The 25,460-nt window shown below is 65.4% G+C and carries 20 protein-coding genes and 1 pseudogene; 17 read left to right on the forward strand and 4 right to left on the reverse strand.

What is annotated here, in order from left to right; translation table 11 throughout:
• The first annotated feature begins 907 nt into the window (after positions 1 to 907).
• Positions 908 to 1,108 (forward strand): hypothetical protein, encoded by a 201-nt coding sequence (locus AB0F62_RS32975; RefSeq protein WP_361807822.1) that lies wholly within the window; start codon positions 908 to 910, stop codon positions 1,106 to 1,108.
• A gap of 340 nt (positions 1,109 to 1,448) precedes the next feature.
• Here the strand turns inward: AB0F62_RS32975 and AB0F62_RS32980 are convergent, their stop codons facing one another.
• Positions 1,449 to 2,960, reverse strand: a complete 1,512-nt coding sequence (locus AB0F62_RS32980) for an MFS transporter (protein ID WP_361807825.1) — start codon at positions 2,958 to 2,960, stop codon at positions 1,449 to 1,451.
• 907 nt (positions 2,961 to 3,867) lie between these two features.
• On the opposite strand from AB0F62_RS32980, the gene AB0F62_RS32985 reads away from it, so the two are divergent.
• Together AB0F62_RS32985 and AB0F62_RS32990 are read left to right on the forward strand one after the other, a co-directional pair.
• Complete coding sequence (locus AB0F62_RS32985; RefSeq protein ID WP_361807828.1) at positions 3,868 to 4,476, forward strand: helix-turn-helix domain-containing protein; 609 nt, start codon at positions 3,868 to 3,870, stop codon at positions 4,474 to 4,476.
• Between the two features lie 547 nt (positions 4,477 to 5,023).
• Complete coding sequence (locus AB0F62_RS32990) at positions 5,024 to 5,200, forward strand: hypothetical protein (RefSeq protein WP_361807831.1); 177 nt, start codon at positions 5,024 to 5,026, stop codon at positions 5,198 to 5,200.
• Positions 5,201 to 5,255: 55 nt separating this feature from the next.
• On the opposite strand, the gene AB0F62_RS32995 is transcribed toward AB0F62_RS32990, so the two are convergent.
• Positions 5,256 to 5,810 carry an XRE family transcriptional regulator gene (locus AB0F62_RS32995; protein ID WP_361807834.1) on the reverse strand — a complete coding sequence of 185 codons (555 nt, stop codon included), beginning with the start codon at positions 5,808 to 5,810 and terminating at the stop codon, positions 5,256 to 5,258.
• Positions 5,811 to 6,138: 328 nt separating this feature from the next.
• Between AB0F62_RS32995 and AB0F62_RS33000 the strand changes: the two genes are divergently transcribed.
• From AB0F62_RS33000 to AB0F62_RS33040, 9 genes are all read left to right on the forward strand, one after another.
• Entirely contained in the window at positions 6,139 to 6,312 is a 174-nt protein-coding gene (locus AB0F62_RS33000; protein WP_361807837.1) for a hypothetical protein, read from the forward strand.
• Positions 6,313 to 7,369: 1,057 nt separating this feature from the next.
• A complete protein-coding gene (locus tag AB0F62_RS33005) occupies positions 7,370 to 10,567 on the forward strand; it encodes a S8 family serine peptidase (protein ID WP_361807840.1) in 3,198 nt (1,065 codons plus the stop codon).
• A 600-nt stretch (positions 10,568 to 11,167) separates the two neighbouring features.
• A complete protein-coding gene (locus AB0F62_RS33010) occupies positions 11,168 to 11,557 on the forward strand; it encodes a hypothetical protein (RefSeq protein ID WP_361807843.1) in 390 nt (129 codons plus the stop codon).
• A gap of 153 nt (positions 11,558 to 11,710) precedes the next feature.
• Positions 11,711 to 12,910, forward strand: coding sequence for a histidine kinase (locus tag AB0F62_RS33015; RefSeq protein ID WP_361807846.1), 1,200 nt, complete (start codon positions 11,711 to 11,713; stop codon positions 12,908 to 12,910).
• 2 nt (positions 12,911 to 12,912) lie between these two features.
• Complete coding sequence (locus AB0F62_RS33020; RefSeq protein ID WP_361807849.1) at positions 12,913 to 13,557, forward strand: response regulator transcription factor; 645 nt, start codon at positions 12,913 to 12,915, stop codon at positions 13,555 to 13,557.
• Positions 13,558 to 13,839: 282 nt separating this feature from the next.
• The gene (locus AB0F62_RS33025; protein WP_361807852.1) at positions 13,840 to 14,232 is read left to right on the forward strand and encodes a helix-turn-helix domain-containing protein; all 393 of its coding nucleotides are present in this window, start codon (positions 13,840 to 13,842) and stop codon (positions 14,230 to 14,232) included.
• A gap of 885 nt (positions 14,233 to 15,117) precedes the next feature.
• Complete coding sequence (locus AB0F62_RS33030) at positions 15,118 to 15,198, forward strand: tryptorubin family RiPP precursor (protein WP_361807924.1); 81 nt, start codon at positions 15,118 to 15,120, stop codon at positions 15,196 to 15,198.
• Between the two features lie 108 nt (positions 15,199 to 15,306).
• On the forward strand, positions 15,307 to 16,359 hold the full coding sequence (locus AB0F62_RS33035) for a cytochrome P450 (protein ID WP_361807855.1): 1,053 nt from the start codon (positions 15,307 to 15,309) through the stop codon (positions 16,357 to 16,359).
• A 343-nt stretch (positions 16,360 to 16,702) separates the two neighbouring features.
• Positions 16,703 to 17,077: a hypothetical protein gene (locus AB0F62_RS33040; protein WP_361807858.1), complete on the forward strand. Its 375-nt coding sequence runs from the start codon at positions 16,703 to 16,705 to the stop codon at positions 17,075 to 17,077.
• Here AB0F62_RS33040 and AB0F62_RS33045 read toward each other — a convergent pair.
• The gene (locus tag AB0F62_RS33045) at positions 17,043 to 17,711 is read right to left on the reverse strand and encodes an IS5 family transposase (protein WP_361807861.1); all 669 of its coding nucleotides are present in this window, start codon (positions 17,709 to 17,711) and stop codon (positions 17,043 to 17,045) included. The two genes, AB0F62_RS33040 and AB0F62_RS33045, sit on opposite strands and share 35 nt — an antisense overlap.
• A gap of 516 nt (positions 17,712 to 18,227) precedes the next feature.
• Between AB0F62_RS33045 and AB0F62_RS33050 the strand changes: the two are divergent.
• Both AB0F62_RS33050 and AB0F62_RS33055 read left to right on the forward strand, forming a co-directional pair.
• Positions 18,228 to 18,428, forward strand: a pseudogene (locus tag AB0F62_RS33050) (nuclear transport factor 2 family protein); the annotation flags it as partial.
• Between the two features lie 422 nt (positions 18,429 to 18,850).
• Positions 18,851 to 19,594, forward strand: coding sequence for a DsbA family oxidoreductase (locus AB0F62_RS33055; RefSeq protein ID WP_361807927.1), 744 nt, complete (start codon positions 18,851 to 18,853; stop codon positions 19,592 to 19,594).
• A 1,028-nt stretch (positions 19,595 to 20,622) separates the two neighbouring features.
• On the opposite strand, the gene AB0F62_RS33060 is transcribed toward AB0F62_RS33055, so the two are convergent.
• Positions 20,623 to 21,072 (reverse strand): nitroreductase family deazaflavin-dependent oxidoreductase, encoded by a 450-nt coding sequence (locus tag AB0F62_RS33060; RefSeq protein ID WP_361807930.1) that lies wholly within the window; start codon positions 21,070 to 21,072, stop codon positions 20,623 to 20,625.
• A gap of 999 nt (positions 21,073 to 22,071) precedes the next feature.
• Here AB0F62_RS33060 and AB0F62_RS33065 point away from each other — a divergent pair.
• From AB0F62_RS33065 to AB0F62_RS33075, 3 genes are all read left to right on the forward strand, one after another.
• Positions 22,072 to 22,680, forward strand: a complete 609-nt coding sequence (locus tag AB0F62_RS33065; RefSeq protein ID WP_361807864.1) for a winged helix-turn-helix domain-containing protein — start codon at positions 22,072 to 22,074, stop codon at positions 22,678 to 22,680.
• A 502-nt stretch (positions 22,681 to 23,182) separates the two neighbouring features.
• Complete coding sequence (ltrA, locus tag AB0F62_RS33070; protein ID WP_361807867.1) at positions 23,183 to 24,652, forward strand: group II intron reverse transcriptase/maturase; 1,470 nt, start codon at positions 23,183 to 23,185, stop codon at positions 24,650 to 24,652.
• A 131-nt stretch (positions 24,653 to 24,783) separates the two neighbouring features.
• Positions 24,784 to 25,311 (forward strand): transposase, encoded by a 528-nt coding sequence (locus tag AB0F62_RS33075; protein ID WP_361807870.1) that lies wholly within the window; start codon positions 24,784 to 24,786, stop codon positions 25,309 to 25,311.
• Positions 25,312 to 25,460: the final 149 nt, after the last annotated feature.

Here is a 25,460-nt window from a genome sequence, read left to right on the forward strand (position 1 = left end):
ACCGACGACACCGCCCTGCCCACCGAACTCACCGCATAGCCTCAAAGAAGAGATCACCGAGTGGCCGTCGATACACCACTCCAACGGACATGACCGCGCCGCGGGCGGCGAGCAGTTGCGACGGCAAGTACTTGTCTCGGGCGGCAGTCGTGCGCGTCAAGCTGGCGGCGGCAGACTCCAGGGAGCCCGGAGAAGGGGTGGCGGCAGGACCGAGAAATGAGCGAGCTGGGAGTTCGGATCCGACCACCGCACGGTTGTGGACGAGACCCGGTTGGGCGTCATTGAGCTGCACGCGCGGCTGCCTCCCCGTTTGATGGTTGGCGACGGTTCGGCGCGGCCCCCGACGCGCCGAGCCTGACTTGCGCGATCCACTATGGTGCCCCTGGGAGCCGTTGACCTGCGCGGCTGTTCGATTTTGGCAGAGCAGCCGAATACAGTGGCAAGATCCCTCGTAGGTAGGAATCGACGTGACTCGTGCCAACCCCGCGGGCTCTGGGCGGCCGGCCGGAGACGGTTTCATCGGCTGGCAGGCCCACATCGCCGACGTGATTTGTAGCAGCGTGGGCACCTGCTGTCGATGTGGGAAAACGGACGGGCGGTGGGGTCAGCCAGTGGCTCCTCGGTAGCGCAAGGCGTGCTGAAGTGGAATCCACACCGGTCCTGTACTAATCGGGTCCGGTATCGGGGTGCAGCCGCAGACCGCGGACGGCGGGGAGCCGGCTGAGCCGCACCCACCGGTGATGCCGCCTCAGGTGTGCGTGCCGATACTGGGACGGATTGCGGTGGACGTTCCGATCCCGATCGCGGAAGCCGTGAGTGTTCCTTCCTCTGCCGCGTGAACTGAGTGGTGAGATCGCGGTGTTCCCGGCCGAGGTTGCCGGCGATTGCAGGCCGAACGATGCGATCGGTGACCGTGCGGCGCCAGCCGGCCGCCGGCAGCGGTGACATCATGGCTGCATTCAATGTGGGCGAGGCATTCGTGGAGCCACCGAACCGTGAGTGCGATCGGATGTGGCTGCTCTGCGGAAGGATCCGGGCTTTCGCGGCAATCGACGGGGAAAGTACCACCGCTCCCGGCAAGGTTGTGCCGGTCACCCACGCCCTGTGATCCGGTCTCCCTGAGCGGCCCGCGGCCGTTCATCGGGATATGCCCCTGGTGATCGCGATCGCGTTCCGAATGGTTAGGGAGTAGATCATTCGTACTCCGAAATCCTCGCCCGCGGCAGTCTCGCGGGAGGCCGTTCGGTCGTAGCTCAGCCATGACGGCTTGGGCTTCCCATCCGGCACCAACAATGGTTCGCGCCCCGAGCCGCCTTGCTCCCCTCGGGGTCCCTCCGCGATTGTCGGCCGGGAGGCCGTCCGCATGTGTGCATACGTCGTATATCTCGCGCGAGGCCGGCGCTGACCACAGTGGTCAGCGCCGGCCTGGCTTGGGCCGCGTTGGAAGGTCAGTGGAACGCGGTGGGGAGTTGTACCTCCCCCTCAGTGCTGGGCTCGTCGGTGCTGGAGGCGACCTCGGTGGAGCCGGGCCGGCCAGCGTTGATGAAGATGAGGGCGATCAGTGCCGCCATCGCCTCGATGGCGACCGCCCACCAGATGGCGTGGGTGTAGCCATGAATCAGGGACTGTGCCTGGGCCAGTTTGGTGGTGGCGGTGTGGCTAGCGAGGTAGGCGGTGGTGGCGGAGGCGGCGAGGGTGTTCAGCAGTGCTGTTCCGATAGCGCCACCCACCTGCTGCGAGGTGTTGGCCATCGCCGAGGCGACCCCCGCGTCCCGAGGCTGAACACCGTGCGTGGCCAGTGACATGGCGGGCATGAACCCCGCGCCCATGCCGAGGCCCAGGAGCACCAGGCCCGGCAGGATCGCGTCTGCGTAGGACGGGCCGACCTCGAGTCGGGTCAGGAAGATCATACCGATGGCAGCCACAGCGAATCCGGGTGCCATCGCCAGGCGGGCGGGCAGCCTGGTGGCGAGCCTGGCACCAATCTGCGTTGCCCCCACGCTGAACGACACGGCGAGGGGCAGAAACGCGAAACCCGTCTTGATCGCCGAGTATCCCTGCACGACCTGCAGGTAATAGGTGAGGAAGAGGAAAGCACCGAAGAGACCGACGGTGGCAAGGCCCAGGGAGGCGAAGGCGCCGCTACGGTTGCGTTCGGTGATTACCCGAAGCGGCAGCAACGGGTTCTTGACCTTGGACTCGATGAACGCGAACACCGCCAGCAGGACGGCCGAGGCGACGAACAGCCAGATCGTGGAGGGGGCGGACCAACCGGTTGCTTCAGCGCGGGTGAAGCCGTACACCAGCGCGACCAGACCAAGGGTGGACAGCACGACGCCGGGGATGTCCAGCGGGGAACGGTCGCGGCCGCCCTCGGGCTCGTGGATCGTGAAGTAGGCGCCCACCGCGGCAATGATCGCGAGCGGGATGCTGACGAAGAAGGTCCAACGCCAGTTCAGGTACTCGGTGAGGACCCCGCCGAGCAGCAGTCCCACCGCGCCGCCGGCACCCGTGATGGCACCGAAAACACCGAAGGCCTTGGCCCGCTCCTTGACGTCGTCGAAGGTTACCGCGAGCAGCGAGAGGGCGGCGGGGGCGAGCAGGGCGCCGAAGGCGCCTTGAAGCGCGCGGGAGCCCAGTAGCATGCCTTCGTTGGTGGCGACGCCGCCGACCGCGGAGGCAACACCGAACCCGATGAGCCCGACGAGGAATGCCGGCCTGCGGCCCCATTTGTCAGCGATGCGACCGCCGAAGAGCAGCAGACCACCGAACGCGAGCGCGTATGCGGTGATGACCCACTGCCGGTTGGCATCGGATATTCCGAGGGCATGCTGAGCGTCGGGCAACGCGATGTTCACGATCGTGGCGTCGAGCGAGACCATCAACTGAGCCAGGGAAATGAACGCCAGTGCTTTCCAGCGCCGCGGATCTCGGGTCCGAATTTCAGGAATTTGTGACATGTAAGCATCCACCTTGGGTACAGAAACAGACTGTGCATGGGATCCGCGCGCGCAACGGAAATTACAGGGTGCCAGGGCGCCCTGAGGTTCAGTGGAACGTCGCGGGAGGAATCAGAGGATCCGGCCAGCCGACGATTCAGCGGCAGGAGGACAGGCAGGAGCATGCGGCATGCCCTCGCCCGCACCTAGGAGTGCATGGGGAGGTGGTGCCGAGCAAGGGGCAGATGAGCCCGCCGAGCCAAGAGAAGTTGTCGAGTCTGACTGGCCGCGCATGATTGCGGCCGTCACCACAATCGTGTTCGCAGAGGGTTAGCCGCTATTCACATCGGCATGGGGGTCAAGCATTGGCGTTCTCCGCCGTCGACATGCTGAGAGGAGTTCACCCAGTCGACGTGTCTTTCCTCAAGAGCGTGTCGCGGAAGAGGAAATCCTCGGCGCTGGCCTTTTCCAAGGCCGCCTGGCGACGCGCGTGCGCCCGCAGATTGAGCCGCCCGGCGCTTCGAACTTTCCTCCTGCGTGAATAGGCCGGCCCGCTCTCGCCTGCGATTGAGATTTTCGGGTAGACGTGGCAGGCGGTTAGCCGGCGGAGATCTTCGACGATGCTTAGACGCCCGACAGCATCCATGGTCTTTCGTTTTCCGTTCGCTTCAGTGACTAGGGGCTCGGCCCGCCACAGCGGGGTGAGCCCCTACGTCAACGACCGCAGTGCCCTTCACGTGCGGTTCTGAGGCAAGCCACACCGACTGTTCGTAAACGGACTGGGTGGTCATGTTGACCGTAGCACACAATCTGACCAAGCGGTCACCTTCCCGTTCCAGAAAGCTGACCAATGGTCACCGTGTCTACGCCGAAAACCTGCCACTTGGTCCGGCCGAGCTAGAATCGCCATCGGAAGAGGGAGGACTCCGTGACGAACTCGGCAGTGGGCAGGCCTCTACGCAGTGATGCCGTGCGAAGCAGAAAGCTTCTATTGGAGGCGGCAGCCGAAGTGTTCGCCGAACACGGCAGCGCGGTGTCTGTCTCCCAGATCGCTGAGCGAGCTGGGGTTGGAAAGGGGACTGTGTTCCGGCACTTCCCGACAAAAGAGGATCTTCTCGCATCGATCGTCTTCGAGAAGATGTTCCTTCTCGTCGCGATTGGCGAACGACTACTGGACGCAGAGGACTCGGCGGACGGGCTGTGTGAATTTATGGGCGCCGCCATCGAGATGCAGACCAGGGATCGAGCCTTCTGTGAGGTGGCCCAGGGTGAAGCCCGCGACCACCCCGAAGTCCGTAAAGGCCGGGAAATGCTGGACGCCGTCACAGAAGCATTGACCGACCGCGCCCGCCAGCATGGTGCCATCCGTTCAGACATCACCGGGCAGGACGTCAGGCTGCTGATGAGCGGCATCTATCAGACGGCTGCCCCCGAGCTTGCGACGCAGTCGCGACTGTGGCAACGCTACCTGCGGCTTGTCTTCGACGGCATGCAGTCCAGCGACGCACCGGACCTGCCGCACGCCACGTCCCTCTGATGCCGCATGCGCGCTGTCGTTGGGGGCTGACGGGTCGTGATCCCTGCGGTATGCCGTCTGCGTGAGGTAAGCGCCGGATGGTGGGTTGCCTGCCGAGTGGCGTGTATCCGGCGTCGCAGCCGCTGCTGAACGATGAGCTGCTCGTGGAGCTGCAGGCCGAGGTGGACACGGGGCCGGTCGCGCACGGCCGGCCGGACAGGACCTGGACCCCGTCGCGGGTCAAGACTCTGATCGGCCGCCGGTTCCACAAGACGTACGCGATCCAGGGGGCCGCCGCGCTGCTCAAGCAATGTCCGGCGCATGAGACAGCCTCCGTCAGCTCACGCCGACGGAGGCCAGCCCACGTGCTAGAGGCTCGACGTGGGGGATTAGACGAAGTCCTCAGGCACTACGCCCAGCCTCTCCCAGGCCTCCCAGGGGCACCAATTGGAGAAGGGCATCAGAGTGACAAGCCGCGCCCTGAGGAATTGGGAGGAGCCCAACGGGGACACGACTTCAGCATTGAGCCGAAGCTCAGGAGTTGTCACCAGCGGGACCGGCTGAGCTGGTGAATGGGGACGATCAGCGCGTCGAGACCGCCCACTGGCTGAAGACCGACAGCGTTCACTACTACCGCCAGCTCGAGCCCCTCCTGGACACCTACGCCGACCAACTCGCCTACTACATCGAGGCGGGCCTACCGCCACCGGAACAAATCCCGGTGACAACAAGCCCGCCTCTGTGACAGCTATCGTGCTTCGGCTCAAGCATGAGCGCCGGCAGGCAAGGCCGCGCGTCCGCTACAGCTCGAAGTCGACGTAGTCGAGGTCGGTGAACTCCACCTGCAGGCCGGCGGCGCGGCGGCCGCGGTCGCGGAAGTAGACGTCCTGGAGGGCTTCGGCGGCGATCGCGCGCAGATGCTGTTCGTCAGCGCCTTGGTCCTGAGCGGCGAAGAGGCGGGCCGCATACTCTGGCGGCAGTGCCTGCGTGATCAGGCGCATGCGAGCGTCGTCGGTGGTTCCGGGGGCGGCGGTGAAGCCGAAGCGGGCGCGGGTGTCGATGACGATGCCGCCCGTGGTGGCGGCGGCTTGTTTGGCGCGGGCGCGGATATTCGGCTGCCAGCGCCGGGTGACTTCGCGTTCGAGGCGGGTGGCGAGGCCGGGGCGTGGGCGTTTGATCTGGCCGTTGACATAGCGCTCCACGGTCCGCTGTGAGATTTCCAGCAGCTCGGCGACGGCTCGGGTGGTCTTGAGCTGCTTGACGAGGTAGCGCATCTGGGCGGGGGCTGACTTTGGGATAGGGCGAGTGAACGCACCCTGCACGGCGCGGTAGAGGCTGTCCCCGAGCAGACCCACCAGCGGTCCTTCCGTCTGTTGCGATTCGATGTTGAGTTTCTGCCACCGGACAGACGGCGGCAGGGTCAGTCACGGCTCCCACACCCATGAGCGGCCGCGCCCCGCCGTTCCAGCCAGCACGGGTCGTCCGCGGTCAAATCCGGCTTTTGCGCGCCGCTGACCACAAGATGGGCAGCAGGTCATGTTCGGACAGCGCTGTGCAGACGTAGTCGTGCCCCAATTGGCTCTCACGGCGCTTCGTTACGAGTCTGCCACCTCGTGGCCATAGGTCACGCACCACAACCGCACACCCTCCCCGACCTCGGTGTGTGCCGCAACATCGGGGGCCATGGCACCACTGACTGCTGGGCAGCGCACCCACTATGGCGACGACCTGTTCATGGTCTATGGCATGGTCCTTGCCCTCACCACCCCGCATAGACTGACGCTGCCCATGTTCCCTGCACAGCTGGGATTGCCGTCCGCCACCAACGCGGCCCCGAACGATTTTACGGGTTTCTGACCGCCCAGGAGCACCGCCTCGCCTTGTTGCCTGGGACCCGCGCCACTCAGCGGCCCTGCCGGAACCCGCCGAGCGTTGCGTCCCACACTTGTTTCCGGTGCCCCCGGGACCACCCTGGGTAATCGCCGAGCCGCCGCTCGGCGATTGGACCAGGGTCTCCTGGTCCTGGTCCCAGACAAACGGCCACTGCGACGCCTCGCTTCAGAAGAAGTCAGTCTGCCAAGTCCTGTCGCGGACCAACGCTCTGATGAAGCCGGAGTTGGCGGGGAACTTGTCGCTCGCCTCGCAGGGCGCTGAACTCGTCTGCGTCCAGACAGGACCCTGACCCATAACCTTGCCGGGCCCGGTAGCCGTGTCGCATTGGAGCAGATCGCGAACATTTGACAGGCCACACACCGTGTATCCCCGATCAACGGACGGCCGATGTAATCGACTCGCTGTCCGCGCGAGTGCGGTGACAGGTGCCGCAGGCGGGTCCGGGCATGCCGTATCCAGCGGGCCTCGGAGGTCTAGCCGAGCGGGGCCTGCATCACCACCCAGGTGACCAGCTCGGCCCCGACAGGCTGGCGGTGCGATGGGCCGGAGAAAGTGCAAAGGAGTTGGTCACCGTACGGACCACGGGGAGGGCCCGCGGCTGCGCAGAATGCACCGTCGCCTGTGTGAATGCCCTGAGGGTCCTTGCGGATGCCGGACCCGAGAGCGGCGGCGTCCACCTAGCACGCCAAATCCCCGCTCTGCAGCAACTTACCTCCACCCCAGCGAGCACCCCTTACTACCTGAACCGGCATTGGTACATGCGAATGCTCCGGATAGGGCAACCTTCCTGCCGCCTCGTCGAGTTGATCTATTGGGGGGTGACTGCAACCTGCCGCCCCCTTCACCATCGTGAAAGGGATCACTGATGAGACCCAGGTCGACCTCGCTTGCCGCAGGGACCGCCCTGCTCGCCGGCGCAGGGCTGATTGCCGTGCCAGCGCAGGCTGCCACTCCTACCGGGTCGGCGTCCTCGCTCCGGCCAGCCGCCGCCACGGTTACTCTGATCACCGGGGACCGGGTCGTGGTCGGCCCCGACGGGCAACCCACGACCATATTGCGCGCCACGGGTCGCGAAAAGGTGCCCCTGCAGATCCAGCGGACTGGTGAGCACACTTACGTGGTGCCGCTGGACGCGCAGCACCTGCTGGACACTGGCCGAGTGGACCGTCGGTTATTCGACGTTACCCTCTTGAGTCAGCCCGAGTACCGGGCGCAGCAGCGCGACGGACTGCGCATGATCGTCACCTACCAGGGTGAACTCCCAGCCGCGCGCCAGGCGATGCGTGCCGGGGGTGACGGTGAGGTCACGAGGTCCTTCGAACAACCGGCCGCCGACGCCATAAAGGTACCTGTACGCGACGTCGGCAGCGTTTGGCGAACGCTCACCGAATCGGCCTCCGACGGTTCGGTCACCGCCGCCCCGGGCGTACGCAAGATCTGGCTGGACGCACTGGTGAAGGCGTCGCTGGACCGCAGTGTGCCGCAGATTGGCGGTCCGGAGGCGTGGTCCGCAGGGTACGACGGAACGGGCGTGCGGATCGCGGTCCTCGACACAGGTGTCGATACCTCGCACCCCGACTTGGCGACCCAGGTGTCTGCCGAGCGGAACTTCACCGACTCCCCGGATCTGAGGGACCACTACGGACACGGCACCCATGTTGCGTCCATCGCGGCCGGGACCGGCGTCAAGTCCGGCGGCGTGTACAAGGGCGTTGCCCCTGGCGCTCGCATCCTGGCCGGAAAGGTGGTGAACGACGACGGCTGGGGCGAGACCTCGGGGATCATCGCTGGCATGGAGTGGGCCGTCGAGCAAGGTGCCGACATCATCAACCTAAGCCTCGGCAGCGAAGATACGCCCGGACTCGACCCGATGGAGGAGGCAGTGGACCGCCTCTCCGCGACGAGCGACACCCTGTTCGTTGTCGCCGCGGGCAACTCCGGCGGAGGAGGTCCGGGAACGGTCGAGTCGCCGGGCAGCGCGGATGCGGCACTCACAGTCGGGGCGGTCACCAAGACCGACCAACTCGCCGACTTCTCCAGCACCGGTCCCCGTACCGGCGATGGCGCGCTCAAGCCCGATGTGACAGCGCCCGGCGTGGCCATCACCGCCGCGGCGGCGGCCGGCAGCTTCCTTGAGCAGAACGAGCCCGCGGCCGCCGACGGCTACCTCAGCCTCGACGGAACGTCGATGGCGACGCCGCACGCCACGGGCGCCGCCGCGCTGCTGAAGCAGCAGCATCCCCAGTGGACCGGTGAACGCCTCAAGGCGGCACTGGCCGGGTCCGCGGCGCCCGGTGAGGCGTACAGCGCCTTCCAGCAGGGCACGGGCCGCATCGACCTTCGCAACGCGATCAAGGCCACGGCTCTGGCCGAGTCGGGCCCCGTCTCATTCGGCACCCAGTCATGGCCGCACGACAACGACCAGCCGGTGACCAAGAACGTCGTCTACCGGAACACAGGCACCGAATCGGTCACCCTGGACCTGACCGTCGACGCCACCGGGCCCGATGGAAACCCCGCTCCGGCGGGGCTGTTCACCCTCGGCGCGTCGCAGATCACCGTTCCGAGCGGCGGCACGCGGTCCGTCGCGGTCACTGCGGACACTCGTCCCGACACCGCCACTGGCATCTTCAGCGGTGCCGTCATCGCCTCCGGCGCCGACCGCGTGATACGAACCGCAATCGGGGTAGACCGGGAGTCCGAGGCCTACGATGTGAAGATCCGTCACATCGGCCGGGACGGCGGACCCGCCCCCGTCTTCTTCACCAGCATTCAACCCTACGATCAGGGCCCGACGAGCCCCGGCTCGCTCAGCCTGAGCCAGGAGACCCCGGAGCCCGGCGACGACGGGGCAAGGACTGTACGGCTTCCCAAGGGCCGCTACGTTGTCGTCACCACCGTACCCGTCGACGCGGACCTCGACCCGGACAAGGGTGTTGACCGGATCGTCCGGCCGCTCCTGGACCTCACACAGGACGTTGACATCAGCGCCGACGCTCGGACGGCCCGGCCCGTCGACCTGGCCATGTCCGACGCCCCCCAGGTCAGCGGGTCCCTGTCGATGGCAGTCGCCACCACTGGAAACCCCGGTCGGCCGTTCGTCCAGAACGGTATCGACATGCATTCCCTCGACTCGTTGCGCACCGCGCACGCGGGAACGCGCGTCCCCAAGGGATCGATGACCGAGTCCGCGGACGTCGCCTTCCGGCGCGGCCCCGCCGCCCCGCCGTACCGGATGTTCCGCTCCGTCACCGCAACCAGGGCATCCACCGGCATCACCGAGCACACCTCGGAAGAGGACTACGCCGGAATCGCCGTACGCGTCGGCCGGCAGACCCGCGGCAGCGACCCCATGACCGCCCGCTACTGGGCCGAGCCACAGGGCCAGATGGCCCACACCCCCACGTTCCGAACAGGTGAAATCCCCACAACTGGCCGGGTGTTCGTCCAGGCAAATACAGGCGTGAGCTGGTCGCTGGGGGCGCAGGGACTGACTGCTGACGACGAAGCCGTCGACTGGTACGAAACCGAGTACTCCACGTATGCGCCAGGCTCCCTCCACACCATCCGCCTCACCCACCCTGTCTTCTCCCCTGCCCTGCCCGCTGGCAGCGGGGCATTCCGGGACGGCGCGGACCTGTCCGTTGCACTGCCGCTCCTGGCCGATGGCGACGGGCACGCCCCGCCGCTCACCCTGCAGTACGACTCCGCCCGGCTCACCCTCAGGCGAGGCGGAGAGGTCGTAGGGACCCGGGAGGGCCTGCCGGACGGAAGTCAGGAACCCTTCCAGCTCACCCCGGAGGCAGCGAAGTACCGGCTAACGGCCTCCGTTTCGCGTCCCGCGGGCAAGTACCCGTCGTCGAAGGTCACTGCGGCCTGGACGTTCACCTCGCAGAGGACCTCAGAGCGAACCCCGCTGCCGCTGTCGGTGGTCCGCTTCACCCCGCGGTTGGCGGCCGACGGCACAGGTGAGGCCGGCGCCACACTCCGCGTCCCCGTCACGGTAGTGGGTGCCGCGGCCGGTAACGGCCTCGAGTCCCTGGCTGTCGACGTCTCCACGGACCGCGGCGCCACGTGGACTTCGGTCGCCGTCTCCAACGGCCGGGTCAACGTCCGCAACCCCGATGCGGGCGGCAGCATCTCCTTCCGCGTGCGGGCCACCGACAGGAATGGCGCCGCCCTCTATCAGAAGATCATCGACGCGTACTTCACGCGCTGACCTAACAGTTGAAACACGGGGTGGATCCGCGCTGCGGGTCCACCCCGCGCTGCTTTCACGGCATGGACGGTCGCCGATCCCCAGTGGTTTGTCGAGGACCTCATTGGGGTCCGCCCCACCCTGAAGGACTTTGTCGGCGGATACGGTCACCTCTATTGGTGATGCTGTTTGGTTGGGCGGTCTGGGTGTCCCGCGTCAAGCAACTGCCGCGTTTTCGGGTTCGGGATAGTTGGGGCGACAGAGTCGGCGACGTCGGTGTGGACGTCGTCCCGCATCTCGGCCGGCACGTGCGTGGAGTGGGTGCGCCAACGACTCGTCGGCAGGCGCGCCGCGATGTCCTTCAGTGCTTTGGCGCGGGACTTCGCGAAGTCCCGGATGATCTGCTGCTGCGGTAGCGAGCCGCCCTCCCGCAGCTAACACCATCGACCGCCGGGCCTCTGGATGTTTGTTCCACGGTCTGACCAACCGGCAACACCGCTCAGCCGCAGCATGGTTCAGCCCGTGGGCTGATGGACGATCCGGCCCACGGCACGATGTGGAGAGTCCAGCCTGGGCCGTAGCGTCGACAGCGTCGTTTCACTCACTGTGAGGAGTCGTCCCATGTCTCACGACACCACCACGTTGCAGCGCCCCGATTCGGTCAGAACGATCGCGTGGTGGGGCGCGCGCGTTCTGATGCTGCTGATCGGGCAGGTCGGCCTTGTGTCGACTTCCTTCTTCACGTTCATCGCCGATGCGGATGATGGCGGTGTTACGACCGCTGCCGGCTGGGCAATGGCCGCGTGGTCGTACCTGATGGCCGTCGGATTCCTCTGGGTCGGCGTACGCTTCGGCGCAGCGCCCGCTTTGAGGAACGTTGGCTTCGTGCTGGCGGTGTCACAGCTCGCGTTCGGTGGGGTGAAGGCCGTCTGGTACGACGACGCCTTCCTCCCCGTCGCAGTTGTCGACGTGCTGATCCTGGCGCTCCTTGCGCTGGGGAAGCGCCGTTAGCGCACCACCAGAGAGTCGTGCGCCCGTCCACGCCGGGCTGGCGGGCGTACGCCTTCGGTTTCCGGCCTGTCACGGGGTACCGGGTCGGGGAGAGACAGCCAACTCATCCCACGGGCTGAGGACCGGGGTGCTCGGCGGCCCTATCCTTGTCCGATGCGGAAACGCGGTTGGCTGACGAGGGGATTACGCCAGTCGGATGTGGTCCTCACGTGTACCTTCCTCGCGGCGAGTATCGTGCAGGTCCTCTGGATCCAACCGATCCAGACCTTCTGGTTGCCGGGCAGCACCTGGTTCGGTCCGGTGCTCGCGTTCGTATCGGTCCTCCCGCTGGCCTGGCGGCGTGTCCATCCCGCGACGGCGGCAGTGGTGGGTAGCTCCCTTTGGTGGATTCCCACGGATGCGTTCCTCTTTCTCGGTTACGTCTGCTCGGTACTCCTTACTTTCTCATTGGGTCGCTGGGGCAGCACACTCGGTCGCGGCGGGCTGGCTTGTGCGTCGGCCATCGTCAGCGGAACCTTCGGATTCGTGGCGTACGACCATGCGGAACACCGTCTGGTCGACCTCATGCTCGACTTTGACCTTCAGCAAGGTGCCGCGGAACTGAGCGTTCCCGGTACCGAAACACTCCTCGGCATTCTGGGCTTCTGGTTGATCGTGCTCTGCCCCTACCTTGTCGGGCGACTCATGGCAAATCAGCACAGAAAGGCGCAGCAACATCTCGCCGTCGAGCGGGAGACCGCCCGACACGACGCGATCAAGGAGGAACGCGCACGTATAGTGCGTGAATTGCATGACGTGGTCGGGCACGAGGTGACGCTGCTGTCTATACAGTCCGAGGCGGCCGCCCAAGCGCTGTCCCTCGCCCCCGAACGCGCGGTCGGCCCGATCGAGGCCATCCGGGAGACCGCCCACCGGGCCAGCCGGGAGCTCCGCGCGATACTCGACCTCCTCGGGGACGGTGGGCTCGCCGTCACTCCGGACAGCCGTGGGCTAGTCGAGCTGACCGAGCGAGCGGCACGGCTTGGCATCGCCAACCGTGTCCTCATGACCGGCGAGCCCTGGTCCGACGCACCGCGGCACTGGCTTGCAGTCAACCGCATAGTCCAGGAATGCCTTACCAACGCCGGAAAGCACGCTCCCAGCGAGAAGGTGGAGGTGAACCTACTGTGGTCCCTTGAGGGGCTGCTGATCCGGGTCACGAACACGGCTCCTGGCAAGGCCCCCAGCGGCTCCGGACATGGGCTTCCCGGCATGGCCGAGCGTGCCCGATCGCTTGGCGGCACGTTTGACGCGGTACACGAGGACGGACGCTTCGAGGTCACAGCATGGCTGCCGGCGCCCGAAGGGACGTGACGATGATCCGGGTGCTCCTTGCCGACGACCAGGACCTGGTCCGCACGGGTCTGCGGTTGATTCTCGAGCTCAACGGGATCAAGGTGGTCGGCGAGGCTGGGAACGGGGCGCAGGCTGTTGCTCTCGCCGCCGAGCTGAAACCCGACGTGGTACTGATGGATGTGCGAATGCCGGGCGGCGATGGCATCGAGGCGACACGGCTGATTGCCGCAGCCGACCTGCCCTGCCGGGTGGTTATCCTGACCACTTTCGACCTCGACCGGCACGTCTACGACGCGCTTGCCGCAGGCGCCGCGGGCTTTCTGCTCAAGGACGCGTCAGCGCCACAACTGGTCAGCGCTGTCGAGCGAACGGCCGCCGGTGAGGCGCCGATGGCGCCTCAGGTGATGTCTCGCATTATCGACCGGTTCCTCGAGCGGGTACCTCAGGCCATGCCCGAGCCGCCGCAACTGCGCTCGCTCAGCCCTCGCGAACGCGAAGTCCTGGGTCTGATGGCCGTCGGCCTCACCAATACCGAAATCGCGAATCGCCTCGTGGTCTCGCTGGCCACTGTCAAGACGCACGTGCGCAGCATCCTCGCCAAGCTCGACGCACGCGATCGGGTACAGGCAGTACTCCTCGCCCACAGGTATGGCGTAACGGCTTGACCTGTGACCTGACCACCATGACTTTGCCGTGTCGGGTCAGCCTGCGGCGCTTGCGCCGGCTGACGCCCAGATCCTGCGTTAACGCTTGACACGCCCAACTCTTGCGCGGTCCCACACCGTGTCCGACTCGCTACAGCGAGGGACCGTCTCCTCGCCCGCGTGGATGCCGTGTGTCGCGCCCCAACTACCCCGCCCTTTGGGAATGTCGTTGCCCGGGGATGTCCAATGAAGGTGCCGTGCCCGAGATCGAGTGGGCCCAAGTGCAACAGGTAGTCTTGAGTCATGCGACAGGGGAGCGGGCGGCGCGCTGAGCACACGGTGGATGAGCGCGCGACTGTCAGCCTCGGTCTGATGCGCAGTTTTGAGTTGCTTGGAAAACGGTGGACTGGGTTGATCGTGGCGGCGCTCATGCGCCGTCCCGCATACTTTGGCGAGCTACGCCGTTCGATCCCGGGCATCAGTGAGCGGATGCTCTCGCACCGGCTCACCGAGTTGAGCGAAGCGGGCTTGCTCGTCCGCGAGGTCGACCCGGGTCCTCCGCTGCGGGTGAGCTATCAACTAACTCAGACAGGTGAGGCGCTTCGTTCGGTGCTGGGAGACTTGGGCTCCTGGGCGGAGAAGCATCTGCTCGACGATACGGTCGCGCCCCGCGCTTGCGGCGAATCGGACGTGTGACGCTCGGCGCGGTAGAACAGGCTTACGGGGCTGCGATGGTCTAGTACTCCAGCAGGATTTCACTGTCTGACCTGTGGGTTTTGCTGGGCGGCTGTAGTGTAGCGGGCCACGGAAAGGTCAGGCATCGCCTTCGGTGGGCCGCCCCTCGATCGCGTGAGAGCGATGTAAGTAGTGGCAACGGCGGGCGATTGCTTGGAGTTGTCGGCGCCAGTTCGACCAGCTCAGGGCGTGGTGTCGTCCTCGGTGTCCACGTAGGTGCGGGGAGCTGCCGCTCCGGATGTGCGCAGGACCACCGAGCAGATTCTGGAACGCCCACCCGCAGTGCCGCCGTGCCAACGCTGCCATAAGCACTGCGGTTGGCGGCGGCTCGCTGCCCAACCGGTGGGCGCGCGGTTTCCGCGGCTCATTGATGCAGCTCTGCTCCGTGACGCTGCCAGAAGTCTGCCCAAGAGAAGGCCGCAGCAGCCTCTGTGTATGGACAGCCTGTTCTTGGGTGACGCTCCGCTCTCCGCAAAGGAAACTCGCCCGCACGTGCCATGCAGTCCTGGCCAAGCTGGCCCAACAGAGTAAACTTTCAATCAACTGTCGAAATCCACCCTGCCCACCTAAATGGCGCAGTCGCCACCATGTATCTCGCTCCAGCCACATGAGCCGCTCCCCCAAAGGCCACTGCACTCCACAGTCAATAACTGCTCCTCGCCCGCCACCCCGAAACCAAAAGATCGCATCCCGGGCGGTTAAACGTTAACGACGAGTATCCCCGAGTGAATTACATCACATTGACCGTCTTTGTGGCGACTCCCTAATCTCGAATCGAAGGCCAATGTTGCCCATAGGCAGCTTTGGTCGGTTCGCCACAGTGAGCACTTTCGAATAGGAGATGCCATGAAGGCCATCCGCTCGATCACCAAGAAGTTCAAGGCCGAGAAGAGCCTCAAGTCCTACGCCTGGCCCCTCTGGATCTAAGGTAGGGGTAATTTCTGCCAATTAGCGCCTGTGCCCGGCATGCCACGGCTGCCGGGCACATCGGCGTCACGCACCAAACAGCCCCCATGCGCCCAGGGAGAAGATCAATTGCCTCACTCCGCCGCCTTCGCCTCGGACGGTCGCGTCACCGTGTTCGCGCCGAGAATCGAATCCTTGCTGCGTGAACGCCTGGGCACCGGCCTGTTCCGTCTGGACACGGATACGATAGGCGTCTCCGATTCCGGACTCATAGACGCTCTGTTAGGCGCACGCCCAGCCAGCAAGTTTGAGCGCCCGATCTTCAAGCCCTTGCTGGGCCACACCATCACCCGCCCAGAGTCGTCGGCCGTGATGCGCGCTGTTTCCAGGGACGTCAACCAAGCATTCCTCAAATTCACAGGCGGGGATGTCGATTTGACCGGGAAGTGGCCCCACGTAGCGCACAATTACCTGCGGGACCTTGTCTTCGGCTCCGACCCCTACCGACTGAGGGTCATGGTGGACCGGCGGCTGGAAATCACTCCGAAGCTCACATGGTCAGCAATGACCGCTGGCTCTGTTCTGCCCGCGCGGCGCCGGCCAGAAAAGGGATCCACCAACCTCGGGGCAATGCTCTACGAGGCTGGCACCTACCGGGAACGACGTCACGCCATGGGCTTGTATCGCCGGGCAGCGGCAGCCGTGTGTTTCACCGTATCCGCACTCGCCACAGGTGCGATGTGGCTCGGGGCGCCTTTCGACAGCGAAGTTTCCAATCGGCACATCATCCACGAGACGCTGCGCCTGTTGCCCATCTCGTGGAATCTGCTGCGCATGGCGTCACCCGAATTCCACGCGCTCGACAACCGCATCGGGGCCAGCGACGACGTACTGGTGCTCCCCTTGTTGACTCACCGCGACCCCAACCTCTGGGACGCCCCTCACGACTTCCGCCCCGATCGCTGGAACAGCATTGACCCGGACAACCACCCTGGGTACCTGCCTTTCGGGCACGTCAATGAACGCTGCTGGGGGCGCCACATGGTAATCCCCCTCGCTGAACGTCTACTGGGCATCGCCCGGCGTAATCGCCTGACCGTCGATCCAGCGCAGCGATCAGCCTACGTGCCTCTACGTGGCCTCCTCAGCGTCAACGACGTACGAGTGGTCCAGGCTCAATAGAGGCGGTACTGGGATTCCTTTTGTGATGTCGTCAGAACAGGGGCCACTAGCTTTGCTGGCGGGTTGACGAGTCAGCGTCCTTCTTCTGCACGCCGGTCGCCACGTATCTGATCGCCTTCTAAGAAGCTGTTGTCTTTCCGTAGGTGATCGTTGCGTTTCCGCTGGTCAGGCATGATGTCGGCGGTTCGGCGGCAGGGATGACGTGTCGTGTCGTCTCTTCGGTGGGGGTGCCGGATGCCGTCGGTTATGGGGCTGTTGGAGGAGCAGGAGCGTGCTGCCCGGCAGCGGGTGGAAGGTTCTGCAGGCCTAGTTGCGCGAGGCGGAGGCCTTGTGGGAGCGGTTCGTGATCGCTCGTGAAACGCTCGGGCAGGTCCTGGCAGAACCGGGCGATCGCGGACAGGCACCGGTAGCGATGGCCGAGGACCGGCCGGTGATGGTGGCGGGTGCGGTGCACGGTTCGGTGGCGCCGGTGTGGCGGTCAGGCTGGGAGGCCGTGGTGCTGGCGCCGGACTACCGGCGGATCATGCAGATCCTGGCCGGCCCGGGTAGTGGAGCGATGGACTGCCGGCAGCTGGCGGTGGCGCTCGGCCTCCAGTCGGTGCCGGCGAAGGTCGAGGGGGTGCGGTCGAAGGCCAAGCGCCTGGTGGCGCGGGGCTGGCTGGCCGAGCAGAGCCCGGGGATGTTCAGCGTCCCCGCTTCGCGAGGCGGCGGCTCATGACCATGCTCATCGACCAGTAGATCATCGCCTCCGAACTGTCGGCGCGGGCCTCGTAGTCCCGGGCCAGGCGGCGGATGCGCATCAGCCACGCGAACGTGCGCTCCACCAGCCACCTTTTAGGCAGCACCGTGAACCCGCTGGTGCCGTCGCTGCGTTTGACCACGGTCAGGGCGATCCGCAGGACACTCGCGGCGAGGTCGACGAGCTGGCCGGTGTAGCCGCCGTCGGCCCACACCCGCGTGATCCGCCAGTGCCGCTGCCGTAGCCGGGCCAGCAGTGTGTGCCCGGCCTGTCGATCGGTGACCGACGCCGCGGTGACCGTGACGGCTAGCAGCAGTCCGAGGGTGTCGACCACGATGTGCCGCTTGCGGCCGTTGATTTTCTTGCCCGCGTCGAAGCCCCGCGTGGCGGTCGGCACCGACGCTGCCCCTTTGACCGACTGGGCGTCGATGACGCCTGCGGTCGGCTCCGGATCCCGTCCCTCGGCAGTGTGCAGCTGGTCGCGGAGCCGGTCGTGGAGTTCACCGGTCAGGCCGTTGTCGCGCCAGCGCCGCCAGAACGCGTAGACGCGGTCCCAGGCCGGGAAGTCCGCGGGCATCGCCCGCCAGGTGATACCGCCGGCGACGCCCCGCACACCTGGCAGACCGCGGTTTCCAGCGGCGTCCGGGCCCGCACCACAATCCGCCGACCCTCGTCGGCTGCATCCTCCATGACCAGCGGGGACAGATCCGAAAACACCATAAGCGCGGGCTCGTTGACATCCATCACATGAAGGTCAACGGCCCTCGTAACTCTCCGTCACCACCGAATGTGCGACAGGCCCGTTCGCTGGCTGGACGGAGCTGAACCCGGCGTTGAGGGAGCCTGCCCGGGTTGCCCCGGCCGGCGAACCGGCGAGTTCACGGTGCTCTGAACTACTAATGCGCCTCTGCGGAGGATCGAGCTACCTGGCACGGTCAAGCCAGGTAAGCGGACGATACCCGTCCTCCTGTGTTAGGCTACGGAACCGGACGGCAGTCGTCCGATTGTCGATGGTCGAATGACACCGCACGCAAAGGGAGACCCATCATGAGTGATTACGAGATCGCCGCAGCTGACGTGATCGAGAGCATCAAGAAACCCAGAGCCCGCTTAGTTCCGGGTCGTAGACGAGAAAAGGCACGACGAGTTGGTCGCACTGTTCACTCCTGAGGCCAAGCTTGAGATCGGTGGCATCACGTGGGGCACGCCGTGGGGGTTCGCCTACACCGTTCGAGACCTCACTGGCGCTGAGCCATCCGTCCACCACGGGCACATGCCAGAGATTGAGATCACGAGGCCGGGCACGGCCTCCGGGATCCGGTCGATGTAGGACCTGCTGACCTTCCCAGGGAAGAACGCCCCGGAGGGGCGCAACGGCTGTGGACAGTGCCGGGAGACATACCGGAGGGTCGATGGCACATGGCTGATCGAAACGCCGCTGCAGACCCGGCTGGGAACGGGTGGCGCCAGGTCGTCACCATCCTGCTCGACGGGATTCGCTCTTCCGGATGCGCCCCACTCGAAGGACCAGTACCGCAAATTCGCAGCTGGTAGGAAAGGCGTCTCATGCGCCCACGTCCGCACGGGAACCTTCGCCAACAAGCACGCAACGCGTGACTCCCTCATTGACAGTTTCGCAAGCAGGTCACGCGGTCGCTCGGAATAGCCAGCCGAGTGTTTGCGACAGGTTCGGTAACTCGTGCACGGTCATCCCGCATGAAAAACGGATACACCCTGATGGAGGAAAAGAACGTGCGCGTTGAAATCTGGTCTGATATATCCTGCCCGTGGTGCTACATCGGAAAGGCCCGATTCAAGAAGGCACTTGCCGCATTCCCGCACCGGAATGCTGTTGAGGTGGTGCATCGTTCTTTCGAGCTTGACCCCCACCTGGCTCACACCCCCCGCCCGACAACCGGGGTGGCACACGCGAAGAAGTACGGAATGACTCCAGCGCAGGCCCGTGCGGCCGAGGAGAACCTCGCGGCCAACGCAAGAAGCGAGGGACTTGAGTACCTCGTCGACTTCCGGGACCACGGCAACACCTTCGACCTGCACCGGCTGCTGCACCTGGCCTCGGCCCGCGGAGTGGAGGATGAGCTGCTGACCTCGTTCTACAACGGAAACTTCGCTGCTCGGCGTAGCATCTACGAATCCGAGCACCAAGTCGAACTCGCTGTTTGTGCTGGACTCCACGAGCCTGAGGTGCGCGCTGTTCTGACTGACAAGCGTGCGTACGCCGACCGAGTACGCAAAGACGAGGCAGAAGCCGCGCGGATGGGCATCACCGGCGTGCCGTTCTTGGTGATCGACCGCAATTACGGTGTCTCCGGGGCCCAGCCGACGCGGGTGTTCACCGATGTACTGCGCCGAGCCTGGACCGATCGCGAATCCGCCCTCACGATCCTCGGCACTGCCGACCAAGCCGGCTGCGATGCCGACGGAGCCTGTGACGCGCCACGGAATATCGCCACCGACGGAACTGAGCTGCACTGATGCTCGTGGCGTCCGTGAAGCCTGGGTTACGATCCGGGCGCAGGGAGAACCACGAGGTGCCAGCACCACGTAAGTATCCTGATGAGCTCCGTCAGCCTACCGTCCGTGAGGTCCGCTCGACGGCTGTCCTATGGCGCACGTCGCCCGTTACCTTGGCATCCATAAGGAGGCCTTGTGGTCCTGGGTCCGCCAGGCCGACGCCGGCGAGCGCGACGAGTTGAAGGAACTCCGCGAGGAGAATGTCGAGTGCGGCTTGGACCAGTACGAGGTCCGCCGCTGCACGGGCCGGTACCGGCACGTCACTTTGGTCATACTCGCCCGGGCTTGTGTGGCCGCCGCGGCATGCCAGCCCTGGGGAAGGGGGGCGGAACTGGTGAGACGCCCGGGGCCATCGGGCTCACAGTGGCGAAGGTGCGGGGACTCTTGGCCGTTTGTCGTGCCCGGCCCCGCGCCTGAGCGGGCATTGCGGACGGACACCCCGCGCTGAGCTGGTCGAACTGGCGCTGCCGACGCCAAGCAGTCGCCTGCCGCTGTCACTTCCTGCGGCGTTGTCGCACGATCGAGGGGCGGTCTCCGTGAGACCGCCCCTCGATCGTGCGAGGTCCCGCTACGCTCTCGCCACCCGGCGAAAAACCTGGTCAGACAGAGAAATCCTGCAGGAGTACCAGGACTTCGCCGTAGCCGAAGAGCGCCTGTCTGCGGCTACGGCGCCTTCGATGGCGCGGAGACGTCGTCGCCGTTTGGGTTCCGGACAGGACACCGGCGCACCCAGGACTCGTCCGAGCGTTGTGGGATCCCGGACCGCGGCCACGGCAGAGCACGGCGCTACCGTGGTTGAGAAGCTGGTCGCCGCACTCGCTTGGACGATCTCGCTGCCATCGCTCGGCAAAATCAGCCCTCCGTCCGACTGTGACGCTGATTTGAGGCGCCGGGCAGAGGCGAGTGCCGAAGTCTTAATCGCTGCCGCACCGCCACCTTCGTCGGCCGGTGATTACCGCCGGATGGCTACGGCGCTTCTGGATGAATCCCTAGTCAACCGGTTCCAACACGAACACAGGGATGACTCGACTGGTCTTTACCTTATAGTCATCGTAGGATGGCCACGCCTTTGCCGCGCGAGACCACCACTCGTCGCGTTCGGCACCATGTACCTGGCGGGCACGATATTCCCGTTCCTCTGTGCCATCCCACAGCTTGATATCCGGATATGCTACAATATTGTGATACCAGGCCGGATTTTCGAGGGCTCCCCCCTTGGACGCTACTGCGGCATATCGCCCCTCATGCTCAACGCGAATCACCGGCGTTTTTCGCGCCCGCCTCGTCTTCGCACCGTACGTCGTTAGAATCACCAATTTCGCGTGCACACCGAGGTACTCCACCGCAATGCTATCGGTGGAACCTGCCTCTTCGGCAGTTTGAACCAGGCGAGCCTGATCCTGAACCCACACCTCGTCAGGCATCGCACTCAGGTCCATGTCCGCTGTGGGCTGCGTCTCGGACACTTGACTCCCTCTCAGATTTTGAACTGACGGCCAATTGAATTCGAGAGCCGTTGTTCTTGATGTGCTGGATTTTAGATGTAAAGGTCGCGCGTTGTGAAGTGTTGGATGCAAATAGCACGCCACGAAAATCCGCGTTCAGAATACGCGGTTGAATCCGCCATATTTGATATTTCCTTGGGCTTCGTCTAGTGCCTGACGGGACCGCTTCACCTCCAGTTGGATCTGCATCCGCACAGTGGCACCGCCAGCGGGACCGGGCACTGCGCATGATCGGGCACGTGCGCCGAAGTCAGTCCCATCCGGATCGCGTGAGGAAATCCTGCAAATCACCCTCCGAGGATAAGTCCAGCGCAATGGGGACACCTGAGGCCCCCCATGCTTGTCCAGGCCCGTGGATTACGTCGCAACTATTGGCCGGCCTCGCGAACTTGACCTCGCATGTGATCCGCATCGGCCACAGTTCAACTGTAACCCCTATATGGGTGGCACGCAAAGCTCGACTTACCGCCCGTTCGGGGGCGTCGGTGATGCGCTAATTTCAGGGCGAATCGCCAACTTATTTCACAAAAGGGCCGTTCTCGGTCAGCGTGGAGCCACGGCAGCGCGTGCAGATAGTGAAAGTACAGATACTTGAACGCGGCGGTCGGAGACGCCGAGAATTCAATCTTCTGGCGTCGAACGCCCGAGAGTGGGACGTATCGCATGGCGGCCAAAAGCTTTCCTCGCAGTTCAGTAGCTGGCGTCGAGGGGCAGTAAAATATCGAAAGCGACCGGAGGTCGGCCTCGGTGAAAAGGAACCCCCATCAGCGACTGATTCCAGCGAATACAACACAACGATCCGCACATCTATCCGCATTCGCCGGGGTCGTCCCGGTTACGTAATCCCCAGGATTCGGCAACACCATTACTGACGTTGAATGCGTGGTGTCGTTGGGGGCTGACGGGTCGTGATCTCTGCGGTATGCCGTCTGCATGAGGTACGCCCAGGGCGGCGGGTTGACTGCCGAGCGGCGTGCGTTTCGGGAACGGCTGCGGCTGGCGGCGGCCGACCGGTTTGCGCACGGTGATGAGAGCACGGTCATCGCGCATGACCTGCGGGTCAGCGTGCGTTCCGTGCAGCGGTGGCGGAAGGCGTGGTCGGCTGGCGGGCCGCGGGCCCTGGCCTCGAGGGGACCGGCATCGCTGCCGCTGCTGAGCGATGAGCTGTTCGTGGTCCTGGAGACAGAGCTGGACAAGGGGCCGGTCGCGCACGGCTGGCCGGACCAGACCTGGACCCTGTCGCGGATCAAGACCTTGATCGGCCGACGGTTCCACAAGACGTACACGATCCAGGGGGTCGCCGCGCTGCTCAAACGGCACGGCTGGACCTGCCAGGTCCCCGCCCGCCGCGCGATCGAACGGAACGAGGCGGCAGTGGCTGGCTGGGTGAAGGAGATCTGGCCCCAGGTGGAAGCACCGCGGCGGCGCTCGGCGCCTGGCTCGTCTTCGAGTTGCGCCGTGAGGCGCTGTGATTCGTGTGGAGGTGAGAGACCTTCACCGCCGACCTGTCGTGGCAGGGAAGTGGAGCTGGGGGCAGCCTGATCCGGGTGATGACGGGGAGGGCGGGAGCGGCCCTGACAAAGCCGGGACGTGCCAGTACTGCCAGATGGTGCGGGTCCGGCAAGCGGGATGGAGAGGAGTACGCGAGGAACCGGCGTCTTTACGTCTCTTAACGACTACACCGGCTCGAAACCTGGTGGATCTGGGCCGGAAGCGGTGCGCACTCGTTGCCCGAGGGCAGCGGGGAACTCCTTGGCCGGTATTTCGAAGCCGTTCGGGAGGCCACGAGGAAGGTCTACGGCGTACTCGTGGCGATGCCGCAGGGACACAGTCGGGCTCCTACTCCAACGAACGAATCACAGTGAACACGGGAACCACTCGTTCTCAACTCCCCAGTCGCGCACAGCCAGCGCCCGGCCGGGGATAGGCGCATCGACAGCCGAACGGTCCGGGTGGGGCGGAGCCGCCGTAGTACTCCGAGCCGGGGAAAGCCCGCGCACATGGGGAAGGGCGGCAGCGGTATCGAGAAGGGAAGGAGACTGCAATGCCGAAAGACGCACCGCTGAACAGCGGCGCTCTGCTGGAGACGGACCCGGTGGGTCCACGCCAGCGGGTATCGGAGATGCAGGCCAAGCTTCACCGTTGGGCGGCGGCCGATCCTGGCCGTCGGTTCGACGATCTGTTCAACCTCGTGCACGACCCGGCGACGCTGATCGTGGCGTTCGAGCGGGTCGCCGGCAACCGGGGTGCCCGCACTCCTGGCGTGGACGGCTTGACGGCCGCCGACGTCGAGGAGCAATTCGGGGTTCCCGGGTTCCTGGACGACCTACGGGCCCAGCTCAGGCAGGGCTCGTTCCGGCCGCTACCGGTAAGGGAGCGCAAGATTCCCAAACCGGGTGGGTCGGGGAAGGTGCGGCGGCTGGGTATTCCAGTGATCGCCGACCGGGTTGTCCAGGCCGCGCTGAAACTGGTGCTGGAGCCGATCTTCGAGGCCGACTTCAAGCCGGTCTCCTACGGGTTCCGGCCCAAGCGGCGGGCTCAGGATGCGATTGCCGAGATCCACTTCTACGGCACCCACGGCTATCGGTGGGTGCTGGACGCGGACATCGCGGCGTGCTTCGACGAGATCGACCACGTCGCGCTGATGGACCGTGTCCGGATGCGGGTCAAGGACAAGCGGGTTCTGGCACTGGTGAAGGCGTTCCTGAAGTCCGGCCTCCTCACGGAGCTCGGTGAACATCAGGAGACCTTCACCGGCACGCCACAAGGGGGCATCATCTCCCCTCTCCTGGCGAACATCGCCCTGTCGGTGCTCGATGAGCACCTGCACCGGGCATGGGAACCGGATGGGGAACTGTCCACCAGTGGTCGGCGCGAACGGCGGGGCGCCAAGGGCCTGCCCTCGTGGCGGCTGGTCCGCTACGCGGATGACTTCGTCGTCCTGGTCAAAGGGACCAGGCAGGACACCGAGGCACTGCGCGAGGAGATCGCCCAGGTCCTCGCACCGATGGGGTTACGGCTCTCGGAGGCCAAGACCCAACTGGTCCACCTGAGCGAGGGGTTCGACTTCCTGGGGTTCCACGTCCAGTGGCGCCGCAAACGCGGATCGGACAAGTGGTACGTCTACACCTTCATCGCCGACCGGCCCGTCCGGTCGGTGAAAGCGAAGATCCGTACCCTCACCCACAGAACGTCGCAGCAGGACCTGGCCGTGGTGCTGGTGAATCTCAACCAGGTCACCCACGGATGGGCCAACTACTTCAGGCATGCCGTCGCGAAGCGCACCTTCAGCAACCTGGACAACCTCGTCTGGTGGCGAGTCATCCGGCTGATGCAGGAGCGGCATCACTGGAACTGGACGGACGTCCGCAGACGGCTCACCACCCCCACCGGGCGGTGGCGGCCGATCAGCGCGGGCGAGATCGAGTTGCGGAAGATCAGCGCGATCCCGGTCACCCGGTATCGCTACCGCGGCAACACGATCCCCAACCCCTGGACCCCTGCCACAACCTGACGGCAGAGACCGTGGAGAGCCCGTTGCCTAGTAATAGGCACGGCGGGTTCGGCGAGAGGTCCGGGGAAACGAGCCGGGAGTAATCCCGGCACCGCGCCCCGGGCCTACTCAGCGACGAGGCCGGCTTCTCGATGACGCCGCCCACCCGTCGCACCTGGGCCCGCCGCGGCCGCACCCCGATCGTCAGGGTTCGCGGTCGCTCCCGCCGCCGCTTATCCGTTGCTGCCCTGGCCTGCTACAAACCCGGCCAGCCTTCCCGGCTGATCTACCGGCCGAGCACCGACGCCCGACCCGACGGGCGCAAGAGTTTCGCCTGGACCGACTACCGCGACCTGATCCAAGACGCCCACCAGCGGCTCGGCGGTCCGATCGTGCTTGTGTGGGACAACCTCAACACCCACTTGACGGCCGGAATGCGGCGTTACATCGCCGACCGGGACTGGCTCACCGTCTACCAGCTCCCGCCCTACGCACCCGACCTCAACCCCGTCGAGGGCATCTGGTCGATACTGCGGCGCACCACCACCGCCAACCGAGCCTTCACCGACCCGCAGGACCTGATCACCGCAGTCCGCCGAGGCTTACGCCAGCTCCAATACCGCCACGACGTCCTCGACGGCTGCCTCACCGGCACCCGACTCATCCCCGCCCCACCATGACGACATCACGCATTCAACGTCAGTAGCACGCACAGGCGGCTCGCGGCCGATGGGTTGAGGTGTCAGACATCCCGCTCAACCGCCGAGGAGTCCTGCCCATTGTGTACGGGCCGTCGACGAGTCGGCCGTCACCGGATTGGCGGCCCTTC

The sequence above is a fragment of the Streptomyces sp. NPDC026673 genome, assembly GCF_040638135.1.
Lineage (GTDB): Bacteria > Actinomycetota > Actinomycetes > Streptomycetales > Streptomycetaceae > Actinacidiphila.

Excerpts from the sequence above, each read along its gene's own strand:
- AB0F62_RS32980 (WP_361807825.1), bottom strand. The coding sequence starts at position 2,960 with ATGTCACAAATTCCTGAAATTCGGACCCGAGATCCGCGGCGCTGGAAA.
- AB0F62_RS33000 (WP_361807837.1), top strand. The coding sequence starts at position 6,139 with ATGGCACCACTGACTGCTGGGCAGCGCACCCACTATGGCGACGACCTG.
- AB0F62_RS33010 (WP_361807843.1), top strand. The coding sequence starts at position 11,168 with ATGTCTCACGACACCACCACGTTGCAGCGCCCCGATTCGGTCAGAACG.
- AB0F62_RS33015 (WP_361807846.1), top strand. The coding sequence starts at position 11,711 with ATGCGGAAACGCGGTTGGCTGACGAGGGGATTACGCCAGTCGGATGTG.
- AB0F62_RS33020 (WP_361807849.1), top strand. The coding sequence starts at position 12,913 with ATGATCCGGGTGCTCCTTGCCGACGACCAGGACCTGGTCCGCACGGGT.
- AB0F62_RS33025 (WP_361807852.1), top strand. The coding sequence starts at position 13,840 with ATGCGACAGGGGAGCGGGCGGCGCGCTGAGCACACGGTGGATGAGCGC.
- AB0F62_RS33030 (WP_361807924.1), top strand. The coding sequence starts at position 15,118 with ATGAAGGCCATCCGCTCGATCACCAAGAAGTTCAAGGCCGAGAAGAGC.
- AB0F62_RS33060 (WP_361807930.1), bottom strand. The coding sequence starts at position 21,072 with ATGGACCTGAGTGCGATGCCTGACGAGGTGTGGGTTCAGGATCAGGCT.
- AB0F62_RS33065 (WP_361807864.1), top strand. The coding sequence starts at position 22,072 with ATGAGGTACGCCCAGGGCGGCGGGTTGACTGCCGAGCGGCGTGCGTTT.
- ltrA (WP_361807867.1), top strand. The coding sequence starts at position 23,183 with ATGCCGAAAGACGCACCGCTGAACAGCGGCGCTCTGCTGGAGACGGAC.
- AB0F62_RS33075 (WP_361807870.1), top strand. The coding sequence starts at position 24,784 with ATGACGCCGCCCACCCGTCGCACCTGGGCCCGCCGCGGCCGCACCCCG.